The organism is Sphingobium fuliginis (assembly GCF_015074805.1).
Taxonomy (GTDB): Bacteria; Pseudomonadota; Alphaproteobacteria; order Sphingomonadales; family Sphingomonadaceae; genus Sphingobium; species Sphingobium fuliginis.
In genome coordinates this window covers 1609942-1633774 of the sequence record NZ_CP060035.1, presented here as the reverse complement: position 1 = coordinate 1633774, position 23833 = coordinate 1609942, and the positions used below count along the sequence as shown (strand labels likewise).

Genomic DNA, 23833 nt, shown 5'->3' with positions numbered 1-23833 from the left:
CCTCAGCGCCAGCCCGCATCGATGAAATAATCATGCCCCGTGCACATGCGCGCGTCGTCGGACGCCAGGAACATGGCCAGCGCGGCCACGTCCGCCGGCATGATCCGCCCGTCCAGGCATTGCGCGGCGACGATCTCCGCCTCGCCTTCGGGCGTGTACCATTTCATCTGGCGCGGCGTCTTCACATTGCCGGGAATGATGGTGTTGACGCGGATATTGTCGCGCCCCAGATCGCGGGCCAGGCTGCGCGTCAGCCCCTCGATCGCCGCCTTGGCGGTCTGGTACAGCACCAGATCGGGCAGGGCGAGGTGCCAGCTTATCGACCCGAAGTTCAGGATCACTCCGCCGCCCGCGCGCTTCATCGCCGGGGCCACCGCCTGCGCCGCGAAGAAGAGGTGGCGCAGGTTCACCGCCATGCGCTCGTCCCAATAGGCGGGCGTGACATCCTCGATGCCGTGGCGGTCGTCATTGGCCGCATTGTTGATCAATATGTCGACGCCGCCAAGCTGCGCTTCCACCGTGGCGATCATGGCCTGCACGGCTTCGATGTCCCTGAGGTCGCAGGGGTGGAAGACGGGCGCGAAATCCGCGTCCTTCAGCCGTTCCGCGACCGCCCGGCCTTCTTCCTGCGCAATGTCGCAAAAGGCGACCTTGGCTCCCTGCGCGGCAAAGGCTTCGACCAGCCCTTCACCGATTCCGCTGCCGCCGCCGCTGATGAAGACGCGCTTGCCCTTCAGGCTGGGATAGATGGCGCCGCTCATGCGAGCAGGCCCCGCTTGGCGAGATTGGCCATCAACGCGGCAAGTCCGAATTTCCACGGCGCCGCCTGCTTCGACGTCACGACCCGGTTCACCAGCCGTCCCAGGCGCGGGGTGGAGATGGCGACGATGTCGCCCACCTTGTGGGTGAAGCCGCGTCCCGGTTCGTCGCGATCCTGGACGGGTGCGAACAGCGTGCCCAGGAACAGGGCCAGGCCGTCGGGATATTGATGCTCGGAAAGCGTCTGACGCACCAGTTCCAGCGGATCGCGGCTGATCTGGTTCATGCTGCTGGTGCCTTCCAGCCTGTAGCCTTCCGGGCCGTCGATGGTGAGTTCGACCACGGCGTTGCGCACGTCATCGATGGTGAAATCATTGTCGAACAGCCGGACGAGCGGCCCCAGCGAACAGGATGCATTATTGTCCTTGGCCTTGCCCAGCAGCAGGGCGGAACGACCCTCCAGATCGCGCAGATTGACGTCGTTGCCCAACGTCGCGCCGACGGTCCGGCCGCCGGCATCGACGATCAGCACGATCTCCGGCTCCGGATTATTCCAGTTGGAATCGGAACGGATGCCGATCTCCGCGCCCGCGCCCACCGTCGAGAGCACCGGCGCCTTGGTGAACACCTCCGCATCCGGGCCGATGGCGACCTCCAGATATTGCGACCAGAGCCCGTCTTCGATCAGCGCCTGCTTGAGCGCCGCCGCCTCGGCCGAACCCGGCACGACGGCGCGGATCGACCCGCCGACCCGCTCCTCAAGCCGCGCCCGGATTTCCGCCGCCGCGCCTGCTTCGCCGCGCGCCTGTTCCTCGATCACCCGTTCGATGGCGGAAAAGGCGAAGGTCACGCCGCAGGCCTTGACGCATTGCAGGTCGACCGGGCTCAGCAGCGGCAGGTCCAGCCTATCCAGCGCGCCCAGCGCCACGCCATTGGCGGTCCTTGCGGCAGGCAGCATTTCGACCAGTTGCGCGACAGTGGGGGCAACGCGGCTCATGTCATAGGCGATGCCGCCTTCGACCAATATGGGGGTTGGGCCATCCGCCGTTTCCACGCGGCCAAGGAACAGGCCAGACCGCCAGTCGGCGGGAAGGCAATCGAGCAAAGTGGAGACCCCCGGCATCATCGACTCCTAAGAACGTCCGTTATTGATAGCGCTACCACCACGACTGGCGGTCGAAGTCAAGGGTGCTGGGAGTCGTAGCCGCGGAACCGCCCCATCGCCCGCGCATTTCCTCCTGAAAAAGGAGGCAGCACGCTCATGGCCGCTCGCGCATATTGGCAGGGGCAGATTCGTCTGGCGCTGGTATCCATTCCGGTGGAGATCTATGCCGCCACCAAGTCCGGCGCGCAGATCGCCTTCCACCAGATACACCAGCCCAGCGGCAAGCGCGTCCGTTATGAAAAGACCGTTCCGGGCTTGGGTCCGGTCGATCCGGAGGACATCGTCAAGGGCTATGAGCTGTCCAAGGGCGACTATGTGCTGCTTCAGCCCGATGAGATCGACGCGGTGAAGCTGGAGAGCAAGAAGACGCTCGAACTCACCCAGTTCGTCGACGCCAGCGAGATCGATGTCCTCTATTATGAGCGGCCCTATTATGTCGTGCCCGCCGACGACCTGGCGGAGGAAGCCTTCATCGTCCTGCGGGAGGCGCTGCGGCGGACGAAGAAGGTCGGGCTGGGCCAGCTTGCCATGCGGGGCCGGGAATATATCGTCTCGCTGAAGCCTTGCGGCCGGGGCATGGTTCTGGAAACGCTGCGCTATGCCGATGAGGTGAACCGCGCCCAGAGCTATTTCCGCGACATAGAGGATGCAAAGCCCGATGCGGAGCTGCTCGACCTTGCCGAGACGCTGATCGAGAAGAAGACCGCGCCGTTCAAGCCCGACAGCTTCCACGACCGCTATGTGGACGCGCTGGAAAGGCTGATCGAAAAGAAGAAGAAGTCGAAGGGCCGCCGCGTCATAGAGGAGGAAGAGGAGGGCGCGGCTCCGCGCGGCAGCAATGTGATCGACCTGATGGCGGCGCTCAAGAAGTCGGTCGGTTCCGGCGCGGCTTCTTCCGCCGCGAAACCGGCGGCGAAGAAGGCGCCTGCCGCCAAGGCGCCCGCCAAGGCCACGACGCGAAAGACCCCCGCCAAGCCGGCCAGCCGAAAACGGGCCTGACCCATGGCCGATGCCGATCCGCTCAGCACCTATAACCGCAAGCGCGATTTCACCCGCACCCGCGAGCCGGCGGGCAAGCGCGGACGCAGCCACGGCAATGGCAACGGCTTCATCGTGCAGAAGCACGATGCGACCCGCCTGCATTATGACTTCCGCCTGGAAATGGATGGCGTGCTCAAGAGCTGGGCAGTGACGCGCGGCCCCAGCATCGATCCCGCGGACAAGCGGCTGGCCGTCCGCACGGAGGATCATCCGCTGTCCTATGCGACGTTCGAGGGGACCATTCCCAAGGGGGAATATGGCGGCGGCACCGTGATGCTCTGGGACGAGGGCACATGGGAACCCGTTCCGGGCAAGAGCGCGAGCGACATCGAAAAAGGGCATCTCCATTTCATCCTGCACGGGCAGCGGATGCGGGGCGAATGGCTGCTGATCCGACTGAAGCCGCGGGGCAGGGAAAAGGGAGAAAACTGGCTGCTGCGCAAGATCGAGGATGCCCATGCCGGCAGCGCGGACGAACTGACCGCGCGCGAGCTGACGAGCATCAGGAGCGGTCGCACCATGGCGGAAATCGCCGCCGGCACGCCGCCCATGTCGCTGAAGGGGAAGAGGGGAAAAGCCTTCGACGCGGCGATGGCGCAGGCCGACCGCGCCGTCCCGGCGAAAAGGCGCGCCAAGGCAGGGACGGGCCGCATGCCGGCCTTCCGGCCGCCGCAACTGGCGACGCTGGTCGATGCCGTGCCCACGGGCAATGGCTGGATGCACGAGATCAAATATGACGGCTATCGCTGTCTGGTTTCCGTATCGGGCGGGAAGGTCAAGATCTTTACGCGGTCGGGCCTCGACTGGACGGATCGGTTTGCGCCGTTGCCGGCGGAAATCGGGGCGATGAACCTGCCCGCAGCCCTGATCGATGGCGAAATCGTCGCCCCCGGCAGCGATGGGAATCCGGATTTCTCCACGCTTCAGCAGGTGTTGAAGGGAGAGGGAAAGGCGGCGCTGCACCTGTTCGCCTTCGACCTGCTGCATCTGGACGGGCAGGATCTGACCGCCATGCCCAATATCGGCCGCAAGGAAAAGCTGGCGGGCCTGTTGGGGGAGGGTTCCGCCCATGTCCATGTCGGCGATCACGTCGTCGGCGCCGGGGAAAAGCTGTTCCACGCCATGTGCGGCGCAGGGCAGGAGGGGATTATTTCCAAGCGCGCCGACGCTGCCTATCGCGGTGCGCGCACGAAGAACTGGCTGAAGGTCAAATGCACCCGCCGTCAGGAATTCGTCATCGTCGGCTGGACTCCCAGCAGCGCCAGCGGCCGATCCATCCGCAACCTGCTGCTTGGCCAGCGGGAAGGGGATGGCCTGGTCTATGCGGGAAAGGTCGGCACGGGCTTCAACGCCGCCAACAGCGCCGGACTGATCGCCGCCCTGGGCAAGCGCGGGCGCAAGGCCGCCGCGCTCAACGTGCCGCGCAGCGAAAGCAAAGGCGCCCAATGGGTCCGCCCCGATCTGGTCGCTGAAATCGCCTTTGCCGAATTCACGGCGGAGAATATCGTCCGCCATGCCAGCTTCCTTGGCCTGCGCGAGGACAAGGCAGCCGGCGACGTTCGACGCGAGGAAGCCATGCCGACGCCCGAAGCCCATAGCTCGATCCGGATCAGCAATCCCGACCGGCTGATCTTTCCGGAGGCGAAGATCACCAAGGGCGAGCTGGCCGATTATTACGCCCGCATGGGCGCGGCGATGCTGCCCTGGATCGCCCGCCGGCCGATCAGTCTGGTCCGCTGTCCGCAGGGCCGGGCGAAGAAATGCTTCTTCCAGAAGCATGACAGCGGCAGCTTCGGCGATCATGTCAAACATGTCCCGATCCGCGAGAAGGAAGGGAATGAGGAGGATTATCTCTATATCGAGGATAGCGAGGGATTATTGGCCTGCGTCCAGATGGGCGCGATCGAATTTCATGGCTGGGGGTCCAGTGTCGCGGATGTGGAGCGGCCGGATCGCATGATCTTCGACCTCGATCCCGACGAAGGGCTGGACTTCGAGGATGTGAAGAAGGCCGCGCGGGACATCCGGCGGGCGCTGGAGGATCTGGGCCTCACCAGCTTCGCCATGCTGTCCGGCGGCAAGGGCATCCACGTCGTCGTGCCGCTGACGCCGCAGGCGCAATGGCCGGAGGTCAAGGATTTCGCGGACCGCTTCGCCCGCGCCCTCGCCACCCAGGAACCGGACCGCTTCACCGCGACGATGAGCAAGGCGAAGCGCAAGGGCCGCATCTTCATCGACTGGCTGCGCAACCAGCGCGGCGCGACGGCTGTGCTGCCCTATGTGGTGCGCGCCCGCGAGCCGGCTTCCGTCGCCGCCCCCGTCACCTGGGAAGAGCTGGACGGGATCGACAGCGCCGCGCACTTCACGGTGAAGGATGCTGCCGTCCTGCTGGACCGCGCCTCTTCGCGGGACCTGCGCGGCTGGGGCGAGGCGCATCAGCCGCTGCCGGCGCATTAGGACGGCCTGCGTCAAATCCGACGGGGACCTTACGCTCCGGATTTTTGCTGTAGCATCGGTGCGAAGGGAGAGCGGGTTCGCGCTTCCCACACGGCGCTTGGGCGGATTTTTGCCGCATTCGCCTTTTCTGCGCCTGTGCTTTGTTGCATATCGGGAATCACCATGACGAAGCCGACCGAAGAAGCGCCCGATAGCGGCGCCGCCGCCCCCGCCTCCACCGCCGAGACGTCCGACATGGCCTCCGCAGCGCGCAAATCGGCGGGCAAGGCGGTCTGGATGGGAACGGCCGTCGGCATAGGATCGGCCGCCATCGTCGCGGCGCTGCTCTACGCGAACAAGAAACGGGGCTGAAGCTCCCTCCGGGAAAGCGGAAAAAAAGGAGGCGGCATGGCCTTCGCTCCACGCCGCCTCATGATGCGACCCTTCCAGGGCTCTGTCCCCGCTCGGACGGGGAATTATCCTATGCCGCGCTGCCGCTCAGATAGGCGATCAGTTCCGGCTTGCTGACCGACATGCTCTTGTCCGCGTCGGCGGTGACGAAGGCGCCGTCGGCCCAGGCGGTCACTTCGGCGGGCGGAAGGGACTGGCCCGTCGCCTTCAGCTCCTGATCCTTGAGCGCCACCATCCAGCGCGAAAATTCCGCCTTGTCGAGCTGCCCGTCATGATTCTGGTCATAGGCCGGAAATTCCGTATCGACGATGGATGCGACCGCATCGCCCGACGCGGCGGGCTGGGCCTCATTCCCCTGCGGAGAGGCCGGAGCGGCTTCCTGCGGCGCGGCTGCCCCCGCCTGCGCAAGGGCGGGCGTTGCGGCCAGGAGGGCGCCCGTCAGAAGAAATGCGCGGATCATCATCTGCTCCAGAACCGATCGTCCGTATTTCACATGGGGTAATAGCCAGATAAAACATGTGGTTCCTGACTTTTTGTTCATGCCGCTCCACTCATCTTCCGATTCGCGTCGTTTCGCCGCCCGATCCTGCCATTAATGGGATGAAGTACGGGAAAGCGGCGCTTCCTGCCCTGTCCTTGCGGTCGATTTGCCCCGGAAAGGCGGTGCTGCTAGGCGGCGCAGCGACATTCAACTCATGCACGCAGGATTCGCCCGATGGTCCCCCGTTACGCCCGCCCGCAAATGACCGCCCTCTGGGAGCCGGAAGCCCGCTTCAAAATCTGGTTCGAGATTGAGGCGCATGCGACCGAAAAGCTGGGCGAACTGGGCGTCGTGCCGACATCCGCGGCCAAGGCGCTCTGGGACTGGTGGGCGACCGAGCCCGCGATCGACGTGCCGGCCATCGATGCGATCGAGGCCGTGACCAAGCATGACGTCATCGCCTTCCTGACCTGGGTCGCGGAGCAGGTGGGCGACGAAGCCCGCTTCATGCATCAGGGCATGACGTCCAGCGATGTGCTCGATACCTGCCTTGCCGTGCAGTTGAGCCGCGCCGCCGACCTGTTGATCGAGGATCTCGACAAGCTGCTGGAGGTCATCAAGCGCCGCGCCTATGAGCATAAGCTGACCCCGACCATCGGCCGCAGCCATGGCATCCATGCGGAGCCGGTGACCTTCGGCCTTAAAATGGCAGAGGCTTATGCGGAGTTCAGCCGCTGCAAGGCGCGCCTGATCGCCGCCCGTGCCGAAGTCGCGACCTGCGCCATTTCCGGCGCGGTGGGCACCTTCGCCAATATCGACCCCCGCGTCGAGGAGCATGTCGCGGAAAAGCTGGGCCTTGCCATCGAGCCGGTGTCGACGCAGGTCATCCCGCGCGACCGCCATGCGATGTTCTTCGCCACGCTGGGCGTGATCGCCTCCTCCATCGAGCGGCTCGCCGTCGAGGTCCGCCACCTTCAGCGCACCGAGGTGCTGGAGGCGGAGGAATATTTCTCGCCCGGCCAGAAGGGCAGTTCCGCCATGCCGCACAAGCGCAATCCGGTGCTGACCGAGAATCTGACCGGCCTTGCCCGCATGGTGCGCAGCTATGCCCTGCCGGCGATGGAGAATGTGGCGCTGTGGCATGAGCGCGACATTTCGCACTCGTCGGTCGAGCGCTATATCGGTCCCGACGCGACCATCACGCTCGACTTCGCGCTGGGCCGGCTGACGGGCGTCATCGACAAGCTGCTCGTCTACCCTGAGCGGATGATGAAGAATCTCGACAAGATGGGCGGCCTGGTCCACTCGCAGCGGGTGCTGCTGGCGCTGACGCAGGCGGGCGTCTCGCGGGAGGACAGCTACCGCTATGTCCAGCGCAATGCGATGAAGGTCTGGGAATCGGACGGCCAGCTATCGCTGATGGAATTGCTGAAGGCCGACCCCGACGTCGCGGCCGCCCTCACGGCGGAGCAGATCGAAGAGAAGTTCAACCTCGACTATCACTTCCGCCAGGTCGACACGATCTTCCGCCGGGTGTTCGGGGAATAGGATCGAACAGGCCCGGCAAGCCGTGCCGGGCCTGCCGGTTCCGTGCTGCTGTGAAAGCAGGAGCACGGTGCAGCCCTGGTGGATCGCTGCCGCGCTAGAACCCGGTCCCTCATGACGGAAAAGCCGTCAATGCGGAACGGCGTCCGACTGCCGCCGGATCAGCTCATAATCGAGCAGCAGATGCGAAGGCTTTTCCCCCGACTTGCCCTTGCGCGCCTTGATCTGCCGCACCAGCAATTCGACGGCGGCACGTGACATCGCGCTGATCGGCTGGCGGATCGTCGTCAATTCAGGCCAGATCGTGGTCGCCAGCGACGTATCGTCGAAGCCGCAGACGGTCAGGTCGCCCGGCACGTCCAGTCCGCTGCGATGGGCGATGGCGACGGCCGCCGCCGCCATGTCGTCATTGCTGGCGAAGATCGCGGTCGGCGGCTCGGGCAGCGCCAGAATGCGTTCCGCCGCATCCAGTCCGGAGCGATAGGTGAAATAACCCTGCTCGACCAGCGTCTCGTCCGGCTCGATACCCGCCTCCGCCAGCGCATCGCCATAGCCTTCGAACCGGCGCTGGCTGGCGCTCTGGTTCGGGTGGCCCTTGATGAAGCCGATGCGGCGGTGGCCCAGCGCGATCAGATGGCGCGTCATCGCCAGCGCGGCGGCATGGTCGTCGATGCTGACGGCTGACATGTCTGCGGGCGCTTCCCCGGTGGCGACCGCGACCGCGACGATGTCCGCCGCCTTCAGCGCATCCTTCATGGCCTGATGATCGCACAATGGGGGCGGAAGGATGACTCCGTTGATCCGGCCGCGCAACAGATGGTCGACCACCGTGTCGATGGCGGTTTCCTCATCCCATTTCTCCACCACCAGATCGACCCCGCTGCGGCTGGCCTGGTCCAGGCTGCCGACCAGGAATTCGCTCAGATAGGAGGCCGACGGGTTGCTGTAGAGCAGGCCGATACGGGTTTCGTCCCCGCCCGCCAGACTGCGCGCGGCGGCGCTGGGCGAATAGTTGAGCGCGGCGATGGCCGCTTCCACCTTTTCCTTGGTGGCGCTTCTCACGATCTGTTCGCCGTTGATGACGCGGGACACCGTCATGGGCGACACACCCGCATGTTTCGCAACATCGTTGATGGTAGGGGCGTTGCGCTGCCGCCTAGAGCTTCTCGGTTCCATGAGCGTAATGGTAACGGGAAGCTCGCCCGATACTAAGCAAAATCCTCCAACCCGCTTCCGGACCGGTCAGGCGCGGCCCCTGTTCCGGGGATGGCCGCCCGCATCCAGCACGGTTTCCATCGCGACATAGGTGGAGGTGCTGGCGACATGGGGCAGGCTGGAGATCTTCTCGCCCAGCACGGCGCGGTAACGGCGGATGTCGGCGGTCCTCACCTTCAGCAGATAATCGAAGCTGCTGGCGATCATATGGCATTCCTCGACCTCGGGAATGCGGCGGACGGCGGCATTGAACTCATCCAGCGCCTTTTCGCGCGTGTCGGACAGCTTCACCTCCGCAAAGGCGACATGGTCCATGCCCAGCTTCGCGGGATCGACGATGGCGCGAAACCCGCGGATCACCCCGGTGTCGATGAGGCGACGCAGGCGAACCTGACAGGGCGTCTTGGACAGGCCCACCGTCTGGGCAAGATCGGTGACTGTCATGCGGCCATCCTCGACCAGGGCGGCTACGATCTTCCGATCGAACTCGTCCATTTCGATCGTCGTCGGCTGATTTTTCATGGATTGCGCCGTGGGAGCAAGTTGTCGCGAAAAGCCATGCATTTTCCGACAAGGATGATGGTCGGGGAGAGAGGATTCGAACCTCCGGCCCCTGCCTCCCGAAGACAGTGCTCTACCAGGCTGAGCTACTCCCCGACCGATAGCGGGTCCGGTTCGAGGCGGTCCCGCTGGGCAGGCCGCAGCCTATAGAGGCGGCTTTTCCGGCTGGCAAGCGGCCGATGCGGTTTTTTTTGGGCAGCCTATAAAAGCCCCGCCTGGCGGAAGCTGAAACGGCCTTTTCCGGTGTGGATCACATGGTCCGCCAGTGCGATCTCGATCGGCCGCAGGCGTTTCGACAGGGTCCGGGTCAGCCGGATGTCGGCCCAGCGGGGAAGGGGGCTGCCCGGCCGTTGCCGTTCGATCGCGAGCCAATGGCTTTCCCATTGCAGCAGCGCGCCCACGGTGCAGTGCCAGTCCTGATCGGCGCGCAGCCGGTGGAGCGGGCGCCATTCCTCGTCCAGGACGAGGAGGTTTAGGGAAACGCATTCACGCATGCGCGGCAGAATGGGCTTGCGCCGCGTGAGCGGTAGGGGAAGGCTGATCCCTTTCCGACCGGATGGCGGACAATTTGATCCGTTTCGCAGCATTTGGCGTCGGCGGGCCGCTTCGCTACAGGAGGGGACATTCGCCAGAATCATGAAAGTGTCCGCATGGCATCCTTCCCGCCCCATTATGAGCAGCAATATCTGGACCTGATGCGGCATATCTGGCGGCATGGGGATGAGCGGATCGACCGGACGGGCGTGGGCACGCGGTCGATATTGGGCGCGACGATGCGCTTCTCCCTGGCCGACGATGCGGTGCCGCTGCTCACCACCAAGCGGGTCTACTGGAAAGTCGCGGCGCGGGAGATGCTCTGGTTCCTGACCGGCGACACCAACATTCGCGAACTGGTGCGGCAGGGCGTGCATATCTGGACCGACTGGCCGCTCGACAGCTATCGCCGGGCCACGGGCGAGGATATCGACCGCGATGCGTTCGAGGCGCGGATCGTCGAGGATGAGGCTTTCGCGGCGCGTTGGGGCGATCTGGGGCCGGTCTATGGCGCGCAATGGGTGAATTGGCCGCGCTATGAGGAGGTCGGGGATGGGCTCTACCGCCGGGCCGCGCAGGGACATAATCAGATTGCCGATCTGGTCGAAGCGATCCGGACCAGTCCCGGATCGCGGCGTTTGCTGTTCACTGGCTGGAACGTGGCGGAAGTATCGCGCATGGCGCTGCCGCCCTGCCACATGACCTATCAGTTCCAGGTGGCGAACGGGCGCCTGAACGGGCTGCTGTTCCAGCGGAGCTGCGATCTGGGGCTGGGATTCGCCTTCAATATCTTCGGCCTGTCGATGATCACCCGGATGCTGGCGCAGCAATGCGATCTGGAGGCAGGCGAGATCGTCTGGCAGGGCGGGGACGTGCATCTCTACCTCAACCATGCCGCGCTGGTGGAGGAGCAGATCGAGCGAATTCCATCGGGCAGCCCCAAATTGCGGATCAACCGTCGGCCTTCGAGCATTTTCGACTATCGGATCGAGGATTTCGAAGTGGTCGATTATGCGCCGCAAAGGCATATCGCCGCCCCGGTCGCCGTCTAGCGGAGGACGAGGCGCGGCCAAATGGGTCAGTAAGGCTTGCCTTTGCGGGTGTTGTAATATAATAATTGCACTGAGCAATATTATTGCAATGCACAAAAGGAGGCAGGATGAGCGACCGGATCGATTCGGACGCCGGAATGGAAGGGGCGGGGCGTAATCTGCCGCCGCTTCGGCTGCATGTGCCGGAGCCGAAATTCAGGCCGGGCGACACCGCCGATTTCAGCGATTTCGACATTCCGCCCGCGGGTGCGCAGCCAAGGCCGGACGAGACCGCGCAGCCGGGCGACATGCGCGACCTTGCCTATGGGCTGGTCCGGGTGCTGGACGAGGAAGGGGCGGCGGTCGGCCCCTGGGATCCGAAGCTGCCGCCCGAAACGCTGCTGAAGATGCTGCGGGCCATGGCGCTGACCCGGGCGTTCGACGCGCGCATGTTCCGCGCGCAGCGGCAGGGCAAGACCAGCTTCTACATGAAGTCGACGGGTGAGGAAGCCGTGTCGATCGGCGCCGCGGCTGCGCTGGCCAGCGACGACATGTGCTTCCCCAGCTATCGCCAGCAGGGCATATTGATCGCGCGTGGCTGGCCCATCGTCGACATGATGAACCAGATCTATTCGAACAAGGGCGACAGGCTGAAGGGGCGCCAGCTTCCCATCATGTATTCGGCGCGGGAGGCGGGGTTCTTCTCCATTTCCGGCAACCTCACGACCCAATATCCGCAGGCGGTGGGCTGGGCCATGGCCAGCGCGGCGCGGGGCGACACGCGGATCGCGGCGACCTGGTGCGGGGAAGGGTCCACGGCGGAGGGCGACTTCCATTCCGCCTGCACCTTTGCCAGCGTCTATCGCGCGCCTGTGATCATGAATGTCGTGAACAACCAGTGGGCGATCAGCAGCTTTTCGGGCTTTGCGGGCGCCGAAGCGACGACCTTCGCGGCGCGGGCCATCGGCTATGGCATTGCCGGCCTCAGGGTCGACGGCAACGATGCGCTGGCGGTCTATGCTGCGACGCGCTGGGCCGCCGACAGGGCACGGGCCAATGCGGGCCCGACCCTGATCGAACATTTCACCTATCGGGTCGAGGGGCACAGCACGTCGGACGATCCCAGCGCCTATCGTTCCGCCGATGAGGCGAGCCACTGGCCGCTGGGCGACCCCATCGCACGGCTGCGGAAACATTGCATCGCGCTCGGCATCTGGGACGAGGAGCGGCATGCGGCGATGGACAGGGAACTGGCCGAAACGGTCCGCGACGCGGCGCGGGAAGCGGAGAAGAACGGCATCCTCGGCCACGGCCTGCACCACCCGATGGAATCGATGTTCGAGGATGTGTTCGAGGAAATGCCCTGGCACCTGCGCGAGCAGCAGCAGCAGATGCTCGACGAATGGAAGGCGGCCGGCCTGTGAGCGACATGATGAGCGAAGCGGTTACGGAAACCCACGGCGATACGGTCCAGATGAACATGATCCAGGCGATCAACAGCGCTCTGGACGTGATGATGGAGCGCGACCCCGACGTGGTCGTGATGGGCGAGGATGTCGGCTATTTCGGCGGCGTCTTCCGCGCAACGGCGGGCTTGCAGCAGAAATATGGCAAGAACCGCGTGTTCGATACGCCGATCACCGAATGCGGCATTATCGGCGTCGCGGTGGGCATGGGCGCCTATGGCCTGAGGCCAGTGCCGGAGATCCAGTTTGCCGACTATATCTATCCCGCGCTGGACCAGCTTGTGTCGGAAGCGGCGCGGCTCCGCTACCGATCGGCGGGGGAGTTCATCTCGCCCATGACGGTGCGCTCGCCCTTTGGCGGCGGCATATTCGGCGGGCAGACGCACAGCCAGTCGCCCGAAGGCATCTTCACCCATGTGTCGGGGGTGAAGACGGTGATCCCATCGACGCCCTATGACGCCAAGGGCCTGTTGATCGCGGCCATAGAGGATAATGATCCCACGATCTTCTTCGAACCCAAACGCATCTACAACGGGCCGTTCAACGGGCATTACGACGCGCCGGCCAAGAGCTGGGCGGGACATGCGCAGGCGCAGGTGCCGACGGGCTATTATCGCATAAGCCTGGGCGAGGCGCGGGTGGCGCGGGCGGGCGAGGCGCTGACCATAATCTGCTATGGCACGATGGTTCATGTGGTCGAGAATATGGTTGCCGAAATGGGCGTGGATGCGGAAATCCTCGACCTGCGCACGCTGGTGCCGCTGGACATCCAGGCGATCGAGCGGTCGGTGCGGAAAACCGGGCGCTGTCTGATCGTGCATGAAGCCACGCGGACAAGCGGCTTTGGCGCGGAATTGATGGCGCAGGTGCAGGAGCGGTGCTTCTACCACCTCGAAGCGCCGATCGAGCGCGTCACCGGCTTCGACACGCCTTATCCGCACAGTCTGGAATGGGCCTATTTCCCTGGCCCGGTGCGAATTCGCGAGGCCATCAACAAGATTTTGAAGGATTGAGGGGCTGTCATGGCGCTTTTTACGTTCAGGTTGCCGGACATTGGTGAAGGCATTGCGGAAGCGGAGATCGTCGGCTGGCATGTGAAGGTCGGCGACCGGGTCGAGGAAGACCAGCCGATCGCCGACATGATGACCGACAAGGCGACGGTGGAAATGGAATCGCCGGTTGCCGGCACGGTGGTCCGGCTGGCCGGGGAGCCGGGACAGCAGATCGCCATCGGTTCCATGCTGGTGGAGATCGAGACGGAAGGAGAGAGCGAAGCGTCTGCTCCGAACGTCGAGGCAGCTCCGCCGCCCGCGATCACGGAGCCCCTGCCTGAAGCGGCGGGGGAGGGCGGCGAGCGGGGCGATCCTGCCCCAGCCGTTGCTGAGGAAAGGCCGGCCGCGCCCATGCCCTCCGCTAACCTCTCCCAGCAGGGGAGGACGGCTGCGAAGGCCGATGTGCTGGCTTCGCCCGCCGTTCGGGCCCGCGCCAGGGAACTGGGCATCGACCTTTCCCAGGTGAAGCCGAGCGGCGATCATATCCGCCATTCCGATCTCGACGCCTTTCTCCTTTACGGATCGGGGCAGGGCTATCGGCCGGCCGGGCGCTCAGGAAGGCGCGCCGACGAGGAGGTCAAGGTCATCGGCCTGCGCCGCCGCATCGCGGAGAACATGGCCGCCTCCAAACGCGCCATCCCGCATTTCTCCTATGTCGAGGAGATCGACGTCACCGCGCTGGAGGAAACCCGCGAGCAACTGAATGCCCATCGCGGCGACAAGCCGAAGCTCACCCTGCTGCCGCTGCTGATCGTGGCGATCTGCCGCGCCCTGCCCGAATTTCCCATGCTGAACGCGCGCTATGACGATGAGGCGGGCGTGGTGACGCGCTATGGCGCCGTGCATATGGGGATTGCGACCCAGACCGACGCTGGACTGATGGTGCCGGTGATCCGCGATGCGCAGGACCGCAATGTCTGGCAGCTCGCGGCGGAGATAAAAAGGCTGGCCGACGCGGCCCGCACGGGCAAGGCGAAGTCGGAGGAACTGTCCGGCTCGACGCTGACCCTCACCTCGCTGGGGCCGCTGGGCGGGGTGGCGACGACGCCGGTCATCAATCGGCCGGAAGTGGCGATCATCGGGCCGAATCGCATTATCGAGCGGCCGGTGTTCCGGGGCCGTGAAGTGGTGCCTGCCAAGCTCATGAACCTGTCGATCAGTTGCGACCATCGGGTGGTCGACGGTTGGGACGCGGCGAGCTTCGTCCAGGCGGTGCGGAAGTTGCTGGAAACGCCTGTCCTGCTGTTCGCGGATTAGGCTATTGGTGGTGGTGAGAGATGGCGGAACGCGGCCTTCTCCGTGCTGCCGGCCCCCTTATCGGCCGTTGTCCGCCAGCACGTCCACGCTCGTCTTGCCGTCGGCCGCTTGCGTGAACAGGAGCAGGAAGGCGCTGCCGTCATCCTTGCGCGAGCCGCCCAGTACATGGTCGCCGCCCATAACCTTGTGTTCGGCATCGAAACCCGCGCGGCGCGCCTGGGTATAGTAGAAGTCCATCACGCTCTGCCATGGGACAGGGGTCACGAATGTCGCCGCGCGCAGCGTGCATCCGTCCTTTTCCGCACCCGCCGCTTCCGTCAGCTGCGCGCCCGGATAGACGGTGAACGGTTCCGGCAGACGGCTGGCCCATTGCGCACCATGGATGAGTCGCTCGCGGCAGAAGGCGTTGCCGCCCGGCTTCTTCTGCTCGCTGGCGACGTCGGCGAGCGACGATTCGGATTCCTTCGCCTCCCCTTCGGCCGGCGCAGGCGTGGCGAGCAGCGTGCCGCCGGCGAGCTTGACGGATGCCGCCAGCGCAGCCGCGGCTTCGCCCTTCAGCGCAGGGAATTTGGCGGTACGCTGCGGCTGGCCGGCGAGCCGCGGATCGACCACGATCTGGTTGGCGAGCGCGTCCACCGCATTATTGGTGAGCTGGGCGTCGAGCGCGTTCAGATCATCCTCCTTCTTGCCGCAACCCGCCAGCGGCAGGGCGACAAGCATCGCCAGAACATAGAAAGACCGCACAGGCGCCATGGCTTCACTCCTTCGTAAACAGGGGATGAAGAGCAAAGGTTAATTTTCCGTTAGGGATATTGGTGAATCCGGAAATTCGATCCTGGGGCGGGCCAGTCTCTGCCAACTGGCCCGGCCTGCCGCCTTGCCCTGGGCCTGCCGACACGCCATTTGTGCAACCATGCTCAATATCCTGTCAGCTCTGATCGGCCTCGTCACCCTGATCCTGATGATCCCGGCGGTCTTTCCGCTGCTGGGGGCGCTCAACTGGCTGCTGGTGCCGGTCGCGCTGCTGGGCGCTTTTGTCGGCATGTTCTCGACCAGGAATGGCGGGCGCAATTTCTGTCTGGTCGTAGCGGCCTTCGGTGCACTGCGGCTGTTCCTGGGCGGAGGCATCCTCTGAATTCCTCCCCGCCATCGGAACAGGCGGCCCGCCGCGGCCTCATCGCGGCGGTGGCCGCCTACTGCGCCTGGGGGCTGCTGCCGATCTATTTCAAGCTGCTGCATCATGTGAATGCAGTGGAGATCGTCAGCCAGCGCGTGCTCTGGTCGCTGCTGTTGATCCTGGCGCTATTGCTGATGCGGCGCAACCTTGTCGAGTTGGTTACGATATTGCGCGACCGGCGGCTTCTTTCGGCCCTCGCCGCATCGGCCGTCCTGATCGGCATGAACTGGCTGACCTATGTCTGGGCGGTGAACGCCGGGCATGTGCTTGCCGCCAGCCTGGGCTATTTCCTCAATCCGCTGGTCACCGTCGGGCTGGGCGTGCTGCTGCTCCACGAAAGACTGCGGCGAGGGCAGTTGGCGGCGGTGGGAATAGCCGCGGTCGGCGTCGCCATCATGGCGGCGACCGCCCTCACGACGCTTTGGATCAGCGTGGCGCTGGCGCTGACCTTCGCCTTTTACGCGCTGATCCGGAAATTGACGCCGGTGGCGCCGATGGTGGGGCTGGGTGTCGAGACATTGCTGCTGATGCCGCCGGCCATGGCCTATCTGTTCTGGCTGTCGGGGCATGGCGGCGTCGGCTTCGGGCAGGACATGCCGACCACCATCCTGCTGATCGCCGCCGGCGCGGTAACGACGGCGCCGCTGCTGCTGTTCGCGACCGCCGCCCACCGGCTGCCCATGGCGACGCTCGGCCTGCTGCAATATCTGGCGCCTTCCCTGCAGTTCCTGTGCGGCATATTGCTGTTCGGGGAAAAGCTGACGGCGGGCCAGATGGCGAGCTTTGCGCTGATCTGGCTCAGCCTCATCCTGTTCGCGGCGGACGGCCTGACCGCTGCCCGCCGTAATCGCCTGGCTACGGTTTAGGCGAACTCGGTCGCTTCGAACCGGACAGGCTCGCCCACCGCCTGGTTGGCCAGTGCGTCCTCCCACATCACGCGATGCCCGCGGATGATGGTGCCGATGGCCTTGCCGGTCAGTTCCATGCCCTCGAAGGGCGACCAGCCGCAGCGCGAAGCCAGCCAGTCGCTGCCGATGGTCCAGCGCTTCTTCAGGTCCACCACGGTGAAGTCGGCATCATAGCCTAGGGCGATGCGGCCCTTGCCCACCAGGCCGAAGACGCGCTGGGGTCCGGAGGAGGTCAGTTCGATGAAGCGGCGCAGCGACAGCCGTCCCTCCGCCACATGGTTGAGCAGCAGCGGGACCAGCGTCTGGACGCCGGGCATGCCGCTGGGCGAGCCGGGATAGGGTTTCGCCTTCTCCTCGATCGTGTGGGGGGCATGGTCGCTGCCCAGCACATCGGGCACGCCCTGGTTCAGCCAGTGCCACAGACCGTCGCGATGCGCGCCGGACCGGATCGGCGGGTTCATCTGCGCATAGGTGCCAAGGCGGGGATAGGCGTCCTCCGCCGCCAGGGTCAGATGCTGGGGCGTCACCTCGCAGGTCGCTATGTCCTTGTGACAAGCGATATATTCCAGTTCGGCGGGCGTCGTTACATGCAGGATATGGATGCGGCGGCGGGCCTTGCGGGCAAGGTCGATGATCCGCTTCGTCGCGATCATCGCGCTTTCATCGTCGCGCCAGACGGGGTGGGAGGACGGGTCGCCCTCCACGCGATGATCCTTGCGGGCGTTCATCCGCGCCTCATCCTCGGCATGGATGGCGACGCGGCGGGTGCCGCTGGCCAGAACGCGCGACAGGGCGTCGTCATCGTCCACCAGCAGGCTGCCGGTCGAGGCGCCCATGAAGATCTTGACCCCCGACGTGCCGGGAATCCGCTCCAGCTCCTTCAACCGCTCGGCATTGTCGGCGGTGGCGCCGACATAGAAGGCATGGTCGCACCACATGCGGTGATGGGCGCGCTTCAGCTTGTCGTGCACGCGGTCGGCGGTATCGGTATTGGGGTTGGTGTTCGGCATCTCGAACACGGCGGTGACGCCGCCCAGCACGGCCGCGCGGCTGCCCGATTCCAGGTCTTCCTTATGCTCCAGCCCCGGTTCGCGGAAATGGACCTGGCTGTCGATGCAGCCGGGCAGCACGTCCAGGCCGGTGCAGTCGATCGCCTCTCCCGCGTCGCCCAGTGCCGTGCCGATGGCGACGATCCTGCCGCCGCGCACGCCCACATCCACGCTTTCCGCCCCGCCGGGGGTGTGCACGGTGCCGTTCTTGAGGAGAAGGTCGAAAGTCATGTCGGTCTCGCCAGCTTGGGGGTGGGCTTGGATATGATGGGCGATTGTCCTACCTAAAGCCGATGACCGGCACCACCCTTACCGACCGCGCTCTCCTCAGAATTTCCGGCGAGGAGGCGAAAAGCTTCCTTCAGGGCCTGCTCACCCGCGATGTGCTGGGGCTGAAGGAAGGCGAACCGCGCTGGACCGCGCTGCTGACGCCACAGGGCAAGGCGCTGTTCGACTTCATCCTGTGGGCGGATGGCGAGGATGTGCTGATCGATTGCGAGGCGAGTCAGGCGGAAGCCTTGGCGAAGCGTCTGACGATTTACCGGCTGCGGCGCAAGGTCGCCATTGCTCGGGCCGATGAACTGGCGGTGCATTGGGCGCTGGAGGCGTCCGGCAAGCCTTTCGACCCACGTCTGTCGCAACTCGGCCATCGCTGGATCGCGCCGCCGGATGAGGGCGATGCTTCGGCGGCATTTCGGGCGCACCGGCTGTCGCTCGGCATATTCGAGGGGGTGGGCGAACTGGGACAGGACCAGATCCTATGGCTGGAAACCAATGCCGGCGAACTGGGCGGGGTCGATTATGACAAGGGATGCTATGTCGGGCAGGAAAATACCGCCCGCATGCATTATCGCAACAAGGTGAACCGGCGCCTGGTCGCGGTGCCGCTGGCGCAGGCTGACGAGAAACGGCAGAAGGCCGCGCTGGCCGATCTTGGCCTCTCCATCGAATTGCGGCGGGTGGAGGATGTCGATCCCGCGTTCCTGCCCGGCTGGCTAGCCGGCGCCGTGGCGGACCAGGCCGCCGGATGAAGCGCGCGCTTTTCGCGCTGCTGGGCGCGTGGCTGCTGATCGTTCCCGCTCAGGCGGAAACGCGCTGGACGCTCGTCCGAAGCTATCCGCACGATCCCGGCGCCTTTACCGAGGGGCTCTTCTACCATGACGGCGCCCTGTACGAGAGCACGGGTCTGGAAGGCGAGTCGGAGATTCGGAAGGTTGATCCCAAAAGCGGCAAGGTGCTGAACCGCCGGATCGTTCCCCGCCCTTATTTCGGGGAAGGCATCGTCAACTGGAAGGATCGGCTGATCAGCCTGACCTGGCGGCATCGGCAGGGTTTCGTCTGGAAGCTCGATGATTTTTCGCCGGTTTCCCAGTTCCGTTATGAAGGGGAAGGCTGGGGGCTGACGCAGGATGGGCGCAGCCTCATCATGAGTGACGGCACCGCGCAATTGCGGTTCCTGGACCCCGACGGGCTGACCGAAGAGCGCCGGATCACGGTGACATGGAACGGCCGCCCGGTGGAGCGGCTCAATGAACTGGAATATGTGAAGGGCGAGATCTGGGCCAATATCTGGTACGACACCCATATCGTCCGGATCGATCCGCGCACGGGCGCGGTGATCGACTGGCTCGACATCGCGCCGCTCCTGAAGGCGAGCGGCGCGAAGGACAGCGAGGCGGTGGCGAACGGCATCGCCTATGACGCGAAGACCGACCGGCTGTTCGTGACGGGCAAGAACTGGGCCAGGCTGTTCGAGATCAGGATAGGGAAATGAATTGGGTGGCGGGCGTATTGGGAGCGGGGCGGTAAGGGCGCCTATTGGCCAATTACACCCGGATCGCCGTACCGTTAACGAACAGTAGCCCGATAGCTTAGCCGGCCGCTCTCCCCCGGTGAAATCTCGTCCAGCACGGTCCAGCGGACATGGGTGATGTCGGCAGGCACGGCCCGACGGGTTCCGCCCAGCGGCGTTGGCAGCCAGAGGTCGGCAAGCCGCCCCCAATGAGCACCCCCATCCACCGAAACCTGCATGGCCGGATCGCTGATGTCGAGTTGCGTACCGCGCGGCACGGCATTGGTGACGGCCAGGCCGCGCACCGGACGGTTGCCCTCATTGCGCCAGTTGACGACGAAGATAAGCTGGTCGCCCGATCCTGCACGGTCGGCGCTTTCCAGCACGCGGCGGGCGCGGCCGTTGACGTCGGTGCTGACCCGCTCCACGAACATCTGCCGCTCCAAACGGATCTCCTGCCGTGCCGACGCAAGCTGCGGCGCCGCCGTGCAGGCGAGAGCGACGAGCCAAGCCCCCAATTTCATCCCAGTCCCCCAAGCTGTTTCCCGGCCGAATGTGGCAGCAGGTGCCGAAGATTTGGTTAAGGTCTTGTTTCCCTTGCTATCCGCCTGTTCCGCTGATGTAAATCGTCGGGCCTAAATTGACGGACCGGTGCCGCCGGTGCAGAAAAAGGGCGGCGGGCAAGGACATTTCAGGCGTGACACCCCAGGAACAGCAGGAGATCAACCGGCGGCGGGACCGCCTGCTGGCGTCGATCGCCCTGACGACCGGGATCGGGCTCGTCCTGGCATTGCCCTTTGCGTTGAGGGAGGGGGCGGAGTTCTTCCTGCCGCTGACCGCCGCGCTGGTGATCGCCATTGCGCTGGTTCCGTTCCTGGAATGGATGGAGCGGCGGCGCGTCCCTTCCGCACTGGCGGCGCTGATGGCGGTGATCGCCTTCCTGCTGGTGGCGAATACCGCCCTCGTGCTGATCGTCGTCCCGGCGGCCGACTGGTTCCGGCTGTTGCCCGAGCGCCTTCCCCAGATACAGAATAATCTCGCCCCGTTGATCGATTTCTATTCGCAGCTTCAGCGCTTCGTCGACGAAACGGTGCAGATGCTGGCGACCGGGCCGGTGGCGGCGGCGCAGACGGCGGCGGTGGATGCGCCCCGATCGCTCCTGCAGTTCGCGGCTACCTCCGCCCCCGCGGCGATCATCCAGATGGTGTTCGCGTTGCTCATCATCTATTTCTTCCTTGCCGGCTGGACGCGACTGCGGCGGCGGACGATCAACAGCCGGGGCAGTTTCGATGGCGCAATGGCGGTGGCGCGGGTGATCCAGAATGTGGTCGACGCGACATCCGCCTATGTCCTCACCATCGCGACGATCAACCTGTGCCTTGGCCTGGCGGTGGCGTTGGCGTTGTGGCTGATCGGCATGCCTTCGCCGCTGATGTGGGGCGGAATTGTCGCGCTGCTGAATTTCGTTCCCTATTTCGGGCCGATGCTGGCGGCCGCCTTGCTGGCGCTCGGCGGGCTCATGGTGTTCGACGATGTGTGGAAGGCGCTGCTGCCTGCGGCCTTACAGGTCGGATTCCATCTGGTTGAGGCCAATGTCATCACGCCGACGATATTGGGACGGCGGCTCACCATGAACCCCCTGCTGATTCTGGTGTCGCTGACCTTCTGGGCGTGGGTGTGGGGAACGCCGGGCGCCTTGCTGGGCGTGCCGTTGCTGATCATCATCCAGACAGTCGTGTCGGCGGCCGGAACACCGGACATCGCCGGTTTCCTGTTCGAGCGCGGCACGCTGACGGTCGACCCGCGCAAAGAAAATGACGAAAGCCGTGAAACTGATGTTGCAGGCAGTTGACAGGGGGAACGGGGCCGCATAGATGCCCGCCCACACCGAACGCGGGTGTAGCTCAGTTGGTTAGAGCGCCGGCCTGTCACGCCGGAGGTCGCGGGTTCGAGCCCCGTCACTCGCGCCATTTTCCTCAAGGGGGAAGTGGAAGGTTTTCCAGATCAGCATCGTCTGGTGGCCATTGAGGTCATGCCAAGATGCCGCCCTGCGCGGGTGTAGCTCAGTTGGTTAGAGCGCCGGCCTGTCACGCCGGAGGTCGCGGGTTCGAGCCCCGTCACTCGCGCCACTTTCCTTTATAATGGATATGGCTGGTTTTGGCCAATTCAGGACCTTCCCCTCCCGTAAACGGTAGGGGTTAAGGGTGGGCGCGAGCGTAGCGAGCTTTCAGCTTAGCCGTTGCAAAACAGCGCAGATGCCGCGCCAGCCCACCCCCTAACCCCCTCCCGCCTGCGGGAGGGGAATGTCCGCTTTCCACCCGTCCCCGCCTTCAAAATCCCCGCCAGCGTCCCGTCTCCATCCAGGCGAGCAGGCGCTTCAACGGGAGCACCCAGATCCATATCAGGCCCAGGAAGACATAGACCGGCACCTGCACCATCATCGGCAGCCGTCCGATCAGCGCCGACAGGCTGCCCACAAGCACGGCCCAGAGCGCGATCAGGCCCAGGATCACGAACATGCCCACCGGCTTGCGCCAGCTCGGCTTGTAGGCGGGCCGGGGGTCCGTGCTCATGCTTCATATCCTTCGATCAGTTCGACTTCGGTCAGGATCAGGTGCAGCGGCAGATCCCATGGGTCCGCGGGCAGATCGTCATGCTCCTGCACCGACCAGCCGAGGCCGATCCTCAAGGCATCCGGATAGCGTGCGAACACCCGGTCATAATAGCCGCCCCCTTGCCCCAGCCGGTTCATCGCCCGGTCGAAGCCGATCAGCGGCGCGATGATGACGTCGGGGGTAGCCGGATCGCCCACCGGTTCGGGATGGCTGGTGCCAAACAGGCCGGGGAAAAGCTGTTCCTCCGGGTTCCAGCGCACGAAATCCATGCTGCCAAGCCGATCCAGCACGCGGGGCAGGGCCAGTGTCTTGCCCATGGCCTGCAAGGGCGCGGCCAGCCTTTGCGCGGGGGCTTCATCGTCCAGGCCCATATAGAGAGCCACCACCTCAGCGTCCGCCAGCCGATGCGCAAGGGGGGAGGGGACCACCTTGAACGCCAGCCGGTGCGCCAGCGGATCGAGCGAAGCCACGAAGGCGCGACGCCTCTGCCGGGCGATGGCACGCAGGGTCGCCTTGTCGGTGTCGTCGCTCATCGGGGGCCTTGAATTGCGGGAGGGGGTGACGGGACCGCCTCGGCCGTGTGCTGGAAAATCCTCTGACGCCTCAACGTCAGGTGGGAACCATGTAGATCGGGCCAGAGCCCGCCCAGGGACAGTCCCCGTGGATGTGATTATCGCCTCAGGGATGTTCGCTAAAGCTCGATACCGCGCAGTGCCCGTCGCCTCTCTATTTAGGCCTGAGGAGCGGCGACGACAAGTCTCTCGCGCAGCTTTTCTATGCGGGTGGCAAGGGATTCGAGCGCGCGGATGGCAGGCTCGTCCTCCGGCTCCAGCGCCAGGGTCTGTTGCCGCCCTATCGCCTCGCGCTTCAGGTCGTTGAGTTCGTCGGCCAGGAACAGCGCGGCGAACAGCAGCGTGCGCACCTCGGTCAGGCCCGGGGTGTTCTGCTGTGCCAGTCGCGCCTTGCGCTCGATCAGGTTGGCGAGATGCGCCAGATGCGCCTCCTCCCCGTCGCGGCAGCGCAGGTCATAGACGCGCCCGGCAATGTGCAATGTGGTTTCAGCCACCGACCTGGTCCTTCACATCCTGCCCCTTCAATTCGGTGATGAGACTGTCCAGCGACCGCAGCGCCGTGCGGGCGGCGGCGGCGTCGATGCCTGGGGAGGGGCCGGAGGCGGCCGACACAAGGCCTTCCACATCCTGTTCGAGCCGGTCGATCGCGCGTTCCAGAGCGCGGATCGCCTGCATCATTCGGTCACTTGCCATGCTCCACGCATAGACAAAGTTTTCACCGCGCAAAAGCCGTCATTCGGCGGCTTGGCGCACCCTGGGGGCCACC

Annotated in this window: 26 protein-coding genes and 3 tRNA genes; 15 read left to right on the top strand and 14 right to left on the bottom strand. The window is 65.0% G+C overall.

Translation table 11 applies throughout. From position 1 onward, the window contains the following. Positions 1-2: 2 nt before the first annotated feature. Positions 3-761 (bottom strand): D-xylose 1-dehydrogenase, encoded by a 759-nt coding sequence (gene xylB, locus H5V43_RS07690; RefSeq protein WP_025548900.1) that lies wholly within the window; start codon positions 759-761, stop codon positions 3-5. Continuing rightward, positions 758-1882, bottom strand: a complete 1125-nt coding sequence (locus tag H5V43_RS07685; protein ID WP_025548902.1) for a fumarylacetoacetate hydrolase family protein — start codon at positions 1880-1882, stop codon at positions 758-760. Before H5V43_RS07685 ends, xylB begins: the two co-directional genes overlap by 4 nt. 138 nt (positions 1883-2020) lie before the next feature. Between H5V43_RS07685 and ku the strand changes: the two genes are divergently transcribed. From ku to H5V43_RS07670, 3 genes are all read left to right on the top strand, one after another. Next, positions 2021-2923: a non-homologous end joining protein Ku gene (gene ku / locus H5V43_RS07680; protein WP_025548903.1), complete on the top strand. Its 903-nt coding sequence runs from the start codon at positions 2021-2023 to the stop codon at positions 2921-2923. A gap of 3 nt (positions 2924-2926) precedes the next feature. Continuing rightward, the gene (gene ligD, locus H5V43_RS07675; protein WP_099185683.1) at positions 2927-5422 is read left to right on the top strand and encodes a DNA ligase D; all 2496 of its coding nucleotides are present in this window, start codon (positions 2927-2929) and stop codon (positions 5420-5422) included. Positions 5423-5584: 162 nt separating this feature from the next. Then, positions 5585-5773: a hypothetical protein gene (locus tag H5V43_RS07670; protein ID WP_025550946.1), complete on the top strand. Its 189-nt coding sequence runs from the start codon at positions 5585-5587 to the stop codon at positions 5771-5773. Between the two features lie 109 nt (positions 5774-5882). Here the strand turns inward: H5V43_RS07670 and H5V43_RS07665 are convergent, their stop codons facing one another. Further along, positions 5883-6272: an EF-hand domain-containing protein gene (locus H5V43_RS07665; protein ID WP_025550944.1), complete on the bottom strand. Its 390-nt coding sequence runs from the start codon at positions 6270-6272 to the stop codon at positions 5883-5885. Between the two features lie 255 nt (positions 6273-6527). On the opposite strand from H5V43_RS07665, the gene purB reads away from it, so the two are divergent. After that, positions 6528-7841 (top strand): adenylosuccinate lyase, encoded by a 1314-nt coding sequence (gene purB / locus H5V43_RS07660; RefSeq protein WP_025550942.1) that lies wholly within the window; start codon positions 6528-6530, stop codon positions 7839-7841. A 126-nt stretch (positions 7842-7967) separates the two neighbouring features. Here the strand turns inward: purB and H5V43_RS07655 are convergent, their stop codons facing one another. The 4 genes from H5V43_RS07655 to H5V43_RS07640 all read right to left on the bottom strand — a co-directional run bounded on the left by H5V43_RS07655 (position 7968) and on the right by H5V43_RS07640 (position 10108). After that, entirely contained in the window at positions 7968-9014 is a 1047-nt protein-coding gene (locus H5V43_RS07655; RefSeq protein WP_025550940.1) for a LacI family DNA-binding transcriptional regulator, read from the bottom strand. Between the two features lie 66 nt (positions 9015-9080). Beyond that, entirely contained in the window at positions 9081-9575 is a 495-nt protein-coding gene (locus H5V43_RS07650; protein ID WP_025550938.1) for an Lrp/AsnC family transcriptional regulator, read from the bottom strand. 58 nt (positions 9576-9633) lie between these two features. Beyond that, positions 9634-9710: transfer RNA gene (locus tag H5V43_RS07645), tRNA-Pro, on the bottom strand. A gap of 104 nt (positions 9711-9814) precedes the next feature. Further along, on the bottom strand, positions 9815-10108 hold the full coding sequence (locus tag H5V43_RS07640) for a JAB domain-containing protein (protein ID WP_025550936.1): 294 nt from the start codon (positions 10106-10108) through the stop codon (positions 9815-9817). Between the two features lie 156 nt (positions 10109-10264). On the opposite strand from H5V43_RS07640, the gene thyA reads away from it, so the two are divergent. From thyA to H5V43_RS07620, 4 genes are all read left to right on the top strand, one after another. After that, the gene (gene thyA, locus H5V43_RS07635; protein WP_025550934.1) at positions 10265-11200 is read left to right on the top strand and encodes a thymidylate synthase; all 936 of its coding nucleotides are present in this window, start codon (positions 10265-10267) and stop codon (positions 11198-11200) included. Between the two features lie 107 nt (positions 11201-11307). Beyond that, entirely contained in the window at positions 11308-12603 is a 1296-nt protein-coding gene (locus H5V43_RS07630) for a 3-methyl-2-oxobutanoate dehydrogenase (2-methylpropanoyl-transferring) subunit alpha (protein ID WP_025550933.1), read from the top strand. 50 nt (positions 12604-12653) lie between these two features. Beyond that, complete coding sequence (locus H5V43_RS07625) at positions 12654-13658, top strand: alpha-ketoacid dehydrogenase subunit beta (RefSeq protein WP_025550931.1); 1005 nt, start codon at positions 12654-12656, stop codon at positions 13656-13658. 9 nt (positions 13659-13667) lie between these two features. Beyond that, the gene (locus H5V43_RS07620; protein WP_025550929.1) at positions 13668-14954 is read left to right on the top strand and encodes a dihydrolipoamide acetyltransferase family protein; all 1287 of its coding nucleotides are present in this window, start codon (positions 13668-13670) and stop codon (positions 14952-14954) included. Between the two features lie 57 nt (positions 14955-15011). On the opposite strand, the gene H5V43_RS07615 is transcribed toward H5V43_RS07620, so the two are convergent. Next, complete coding sequence (locus H5V43_RS07615) at positions 15012-15707, bottom strand: hypothetical protein (RefSeq protein ID WP_025550927.1); 696 nt, start codon at positions 15705-15707, stop codon at positions 15012-15014. Between the two features lie 160 nt (positions 15708-15867). On the opposite strand from H5V43_RS07615, the gene H5V43_RS07610 reads away from it, so the two are divergent. Next, complete coding sequence (locus tag H5V43_RS07610) at positions 15868-16089, top strand: hypothetical protein (protein WP_025550926.1); 222 nt, start codon at positions 15868-15870, stop codon at positions 16087-16089. A gap of 41 nt (positions 16090-16130) precedes the next feature. After that, positions 16131-16997: an EamA family transporter RarD gene (gene rarD / locus H5V43_RS07605; RefSeq protein ID WP_076605722.1), complete on the top strand. Its 867-nt coding sequence runs from the start codon at positions 16131-16133 to the stop codon at positions 16995-16997. On the opposite strand, the gene H5V43_RS07600 is transcribed toward rarD, so the two are convergent. Continuing rightward, a complete protein-coding gene (locus tag H5V43_RS07600) occupies positions 16994-18319 on the bottom strand; it encodes a dihydroorotase (protein WP_099185713.1) in 1326 nt (441 codons plus the stop codon). The genes rarD and H5V43_RS07600 overlap by 4 nt on opposite strands. 62 nt (positions 18320-18381) lie before the next feature. Here H5V43_RS07600 and ygfZ point away from each other — a divergent pair, with 62 nt between their 5' ends. Then, on the top strand, positions 18382-19119 hold the full coding sequence (ygfZ, locus tag H5V43_RS07595) for a CAF17-like 4Fe-4S cluster assembly/insertion protein YgfZ (protein ID WP_044662556.1): 738 nt from the start codon (positions 18382-18384) through the stop codon (positions 19117-19119). After that, the gene (locus H5V43_RS07590) at positions 19116-19862 is read left to right on the top strand and encodes a glutaminyl-peptide cyclotransferase (protein WP_025550923.1); all 747 of its coding nucleotides are present in this window, start codon (positions 19116-19118) and stop codon (positions 19860-19862) included. The genes ygfZ and H5V43_RS07590 overlap by 4 nt, the downstream gene beginning before the upstream one ends. Positions 19863-19936: 74 nt before the next feature. Here H5V43_RS07590 and H5V43_RS07585 read toward each other — a convergent pair whose 3' ends face one another. Further along, positions 19937-20404, bottom strand: a complete 468-nt coding sequence (locus tag H5V43_RS07585) for a hypothetical protein (protein WP_025550920.1) — start codon at positions 20402-20404, stop codon at positions 19937-19939. A gap of 173 nt (positions 20405-20577) precedes the next feature. On the opposite strand from H5V43_RS07585, the gene H5V43_RS07580 reads away from it, so the two are divergent. The 3 genes from H5V43_RS07580 to H5V43_RS07570 all read left to right on the top strand — a co-directional run bounded on the left by H5V43_RS07580 (position 20578) and on the right by H5V43_RS07570 (position 22009). Next, on the top strand, positions 20578-21732 hold the full coding sequence (locus tag H5V43_RS07580; RefSeq protein WP_025550918.1) for an AI-2E family transporter: 1155 nt from the start codon (positions 20578-20580) through the stop codon (positions 21730-21732). A gap of 41 nt (positions 21733-21773) precedes the next feature. Next, positions 21774-21850: transfer RNA gene (locus H5V43_RS07575), tRNA-Asp, on the top strand. 82 nt (positions 21851-21932) lie between these two features. Next, positions 21933-22009: transfer RNA gene (locus H5V43_RS07570), tRNA-Asp, on the top strand. Between the two features lie 201 nt (positions 22010-22210). Here H5V43_RS07570 and H5V43_RS07565 read toward each other — a convergent pair. The 4 genes from H5V43_RS07565 to H5V43_RS07550 form a co-directional block, all read right to left on the bottom strand. Then, the gene (locus H5V43_RS07565; RefSeq protein WP_025552055.1) at positions 22211-22453 is read right to left on the bottom strand and encodes a DUF2842 domain-containing protein; all 243 of its coding nucleotides are present in this window, start codon (positions 22451-22453) and stop codon (positions 22211-22213) included. Continuing rightward, positions 22450-23028, bottom strand: a complete 579-nt coding sequence (locus H5V43_RS07560) for a 5-formyltetrahydrofolate cyclo-ligase (protein ID WP_025552056.1) — start codon at positions 23026-23028, stop codon at positions 22450-22452. Before H5V43_RS07560 ends, H5V43_RS07565 begins: the two co-directional genes overlap by 4 nt. 197 nt (positions 23029-23225) lie before the next feature. Continuing rightward, positions 23226-23561, bottom strand: coding sequence for a cell division protein ZapA (locus H5V43_RS07555; RefSeq protein ID WP_025552059.1), 336 nt, complete (start codon positions 23559-23561; stop codon positions 23226-23228). Continuing rightward, positions 23554-23760, bottom strand: coding sequence for a hypothetical protein (locus tag H5V43_RS07550; protein ID WP_244968675.1), 207 nt, complete (start codon positions 23758-23760; stop codon positions 23554-23556). Before H5V43_RS07550 ends, H5V43_RS07555 begins: the two co-directional genes overlap by 8 nt. Positions 23761-23833 lie beyond the last annotated feature (73 nt).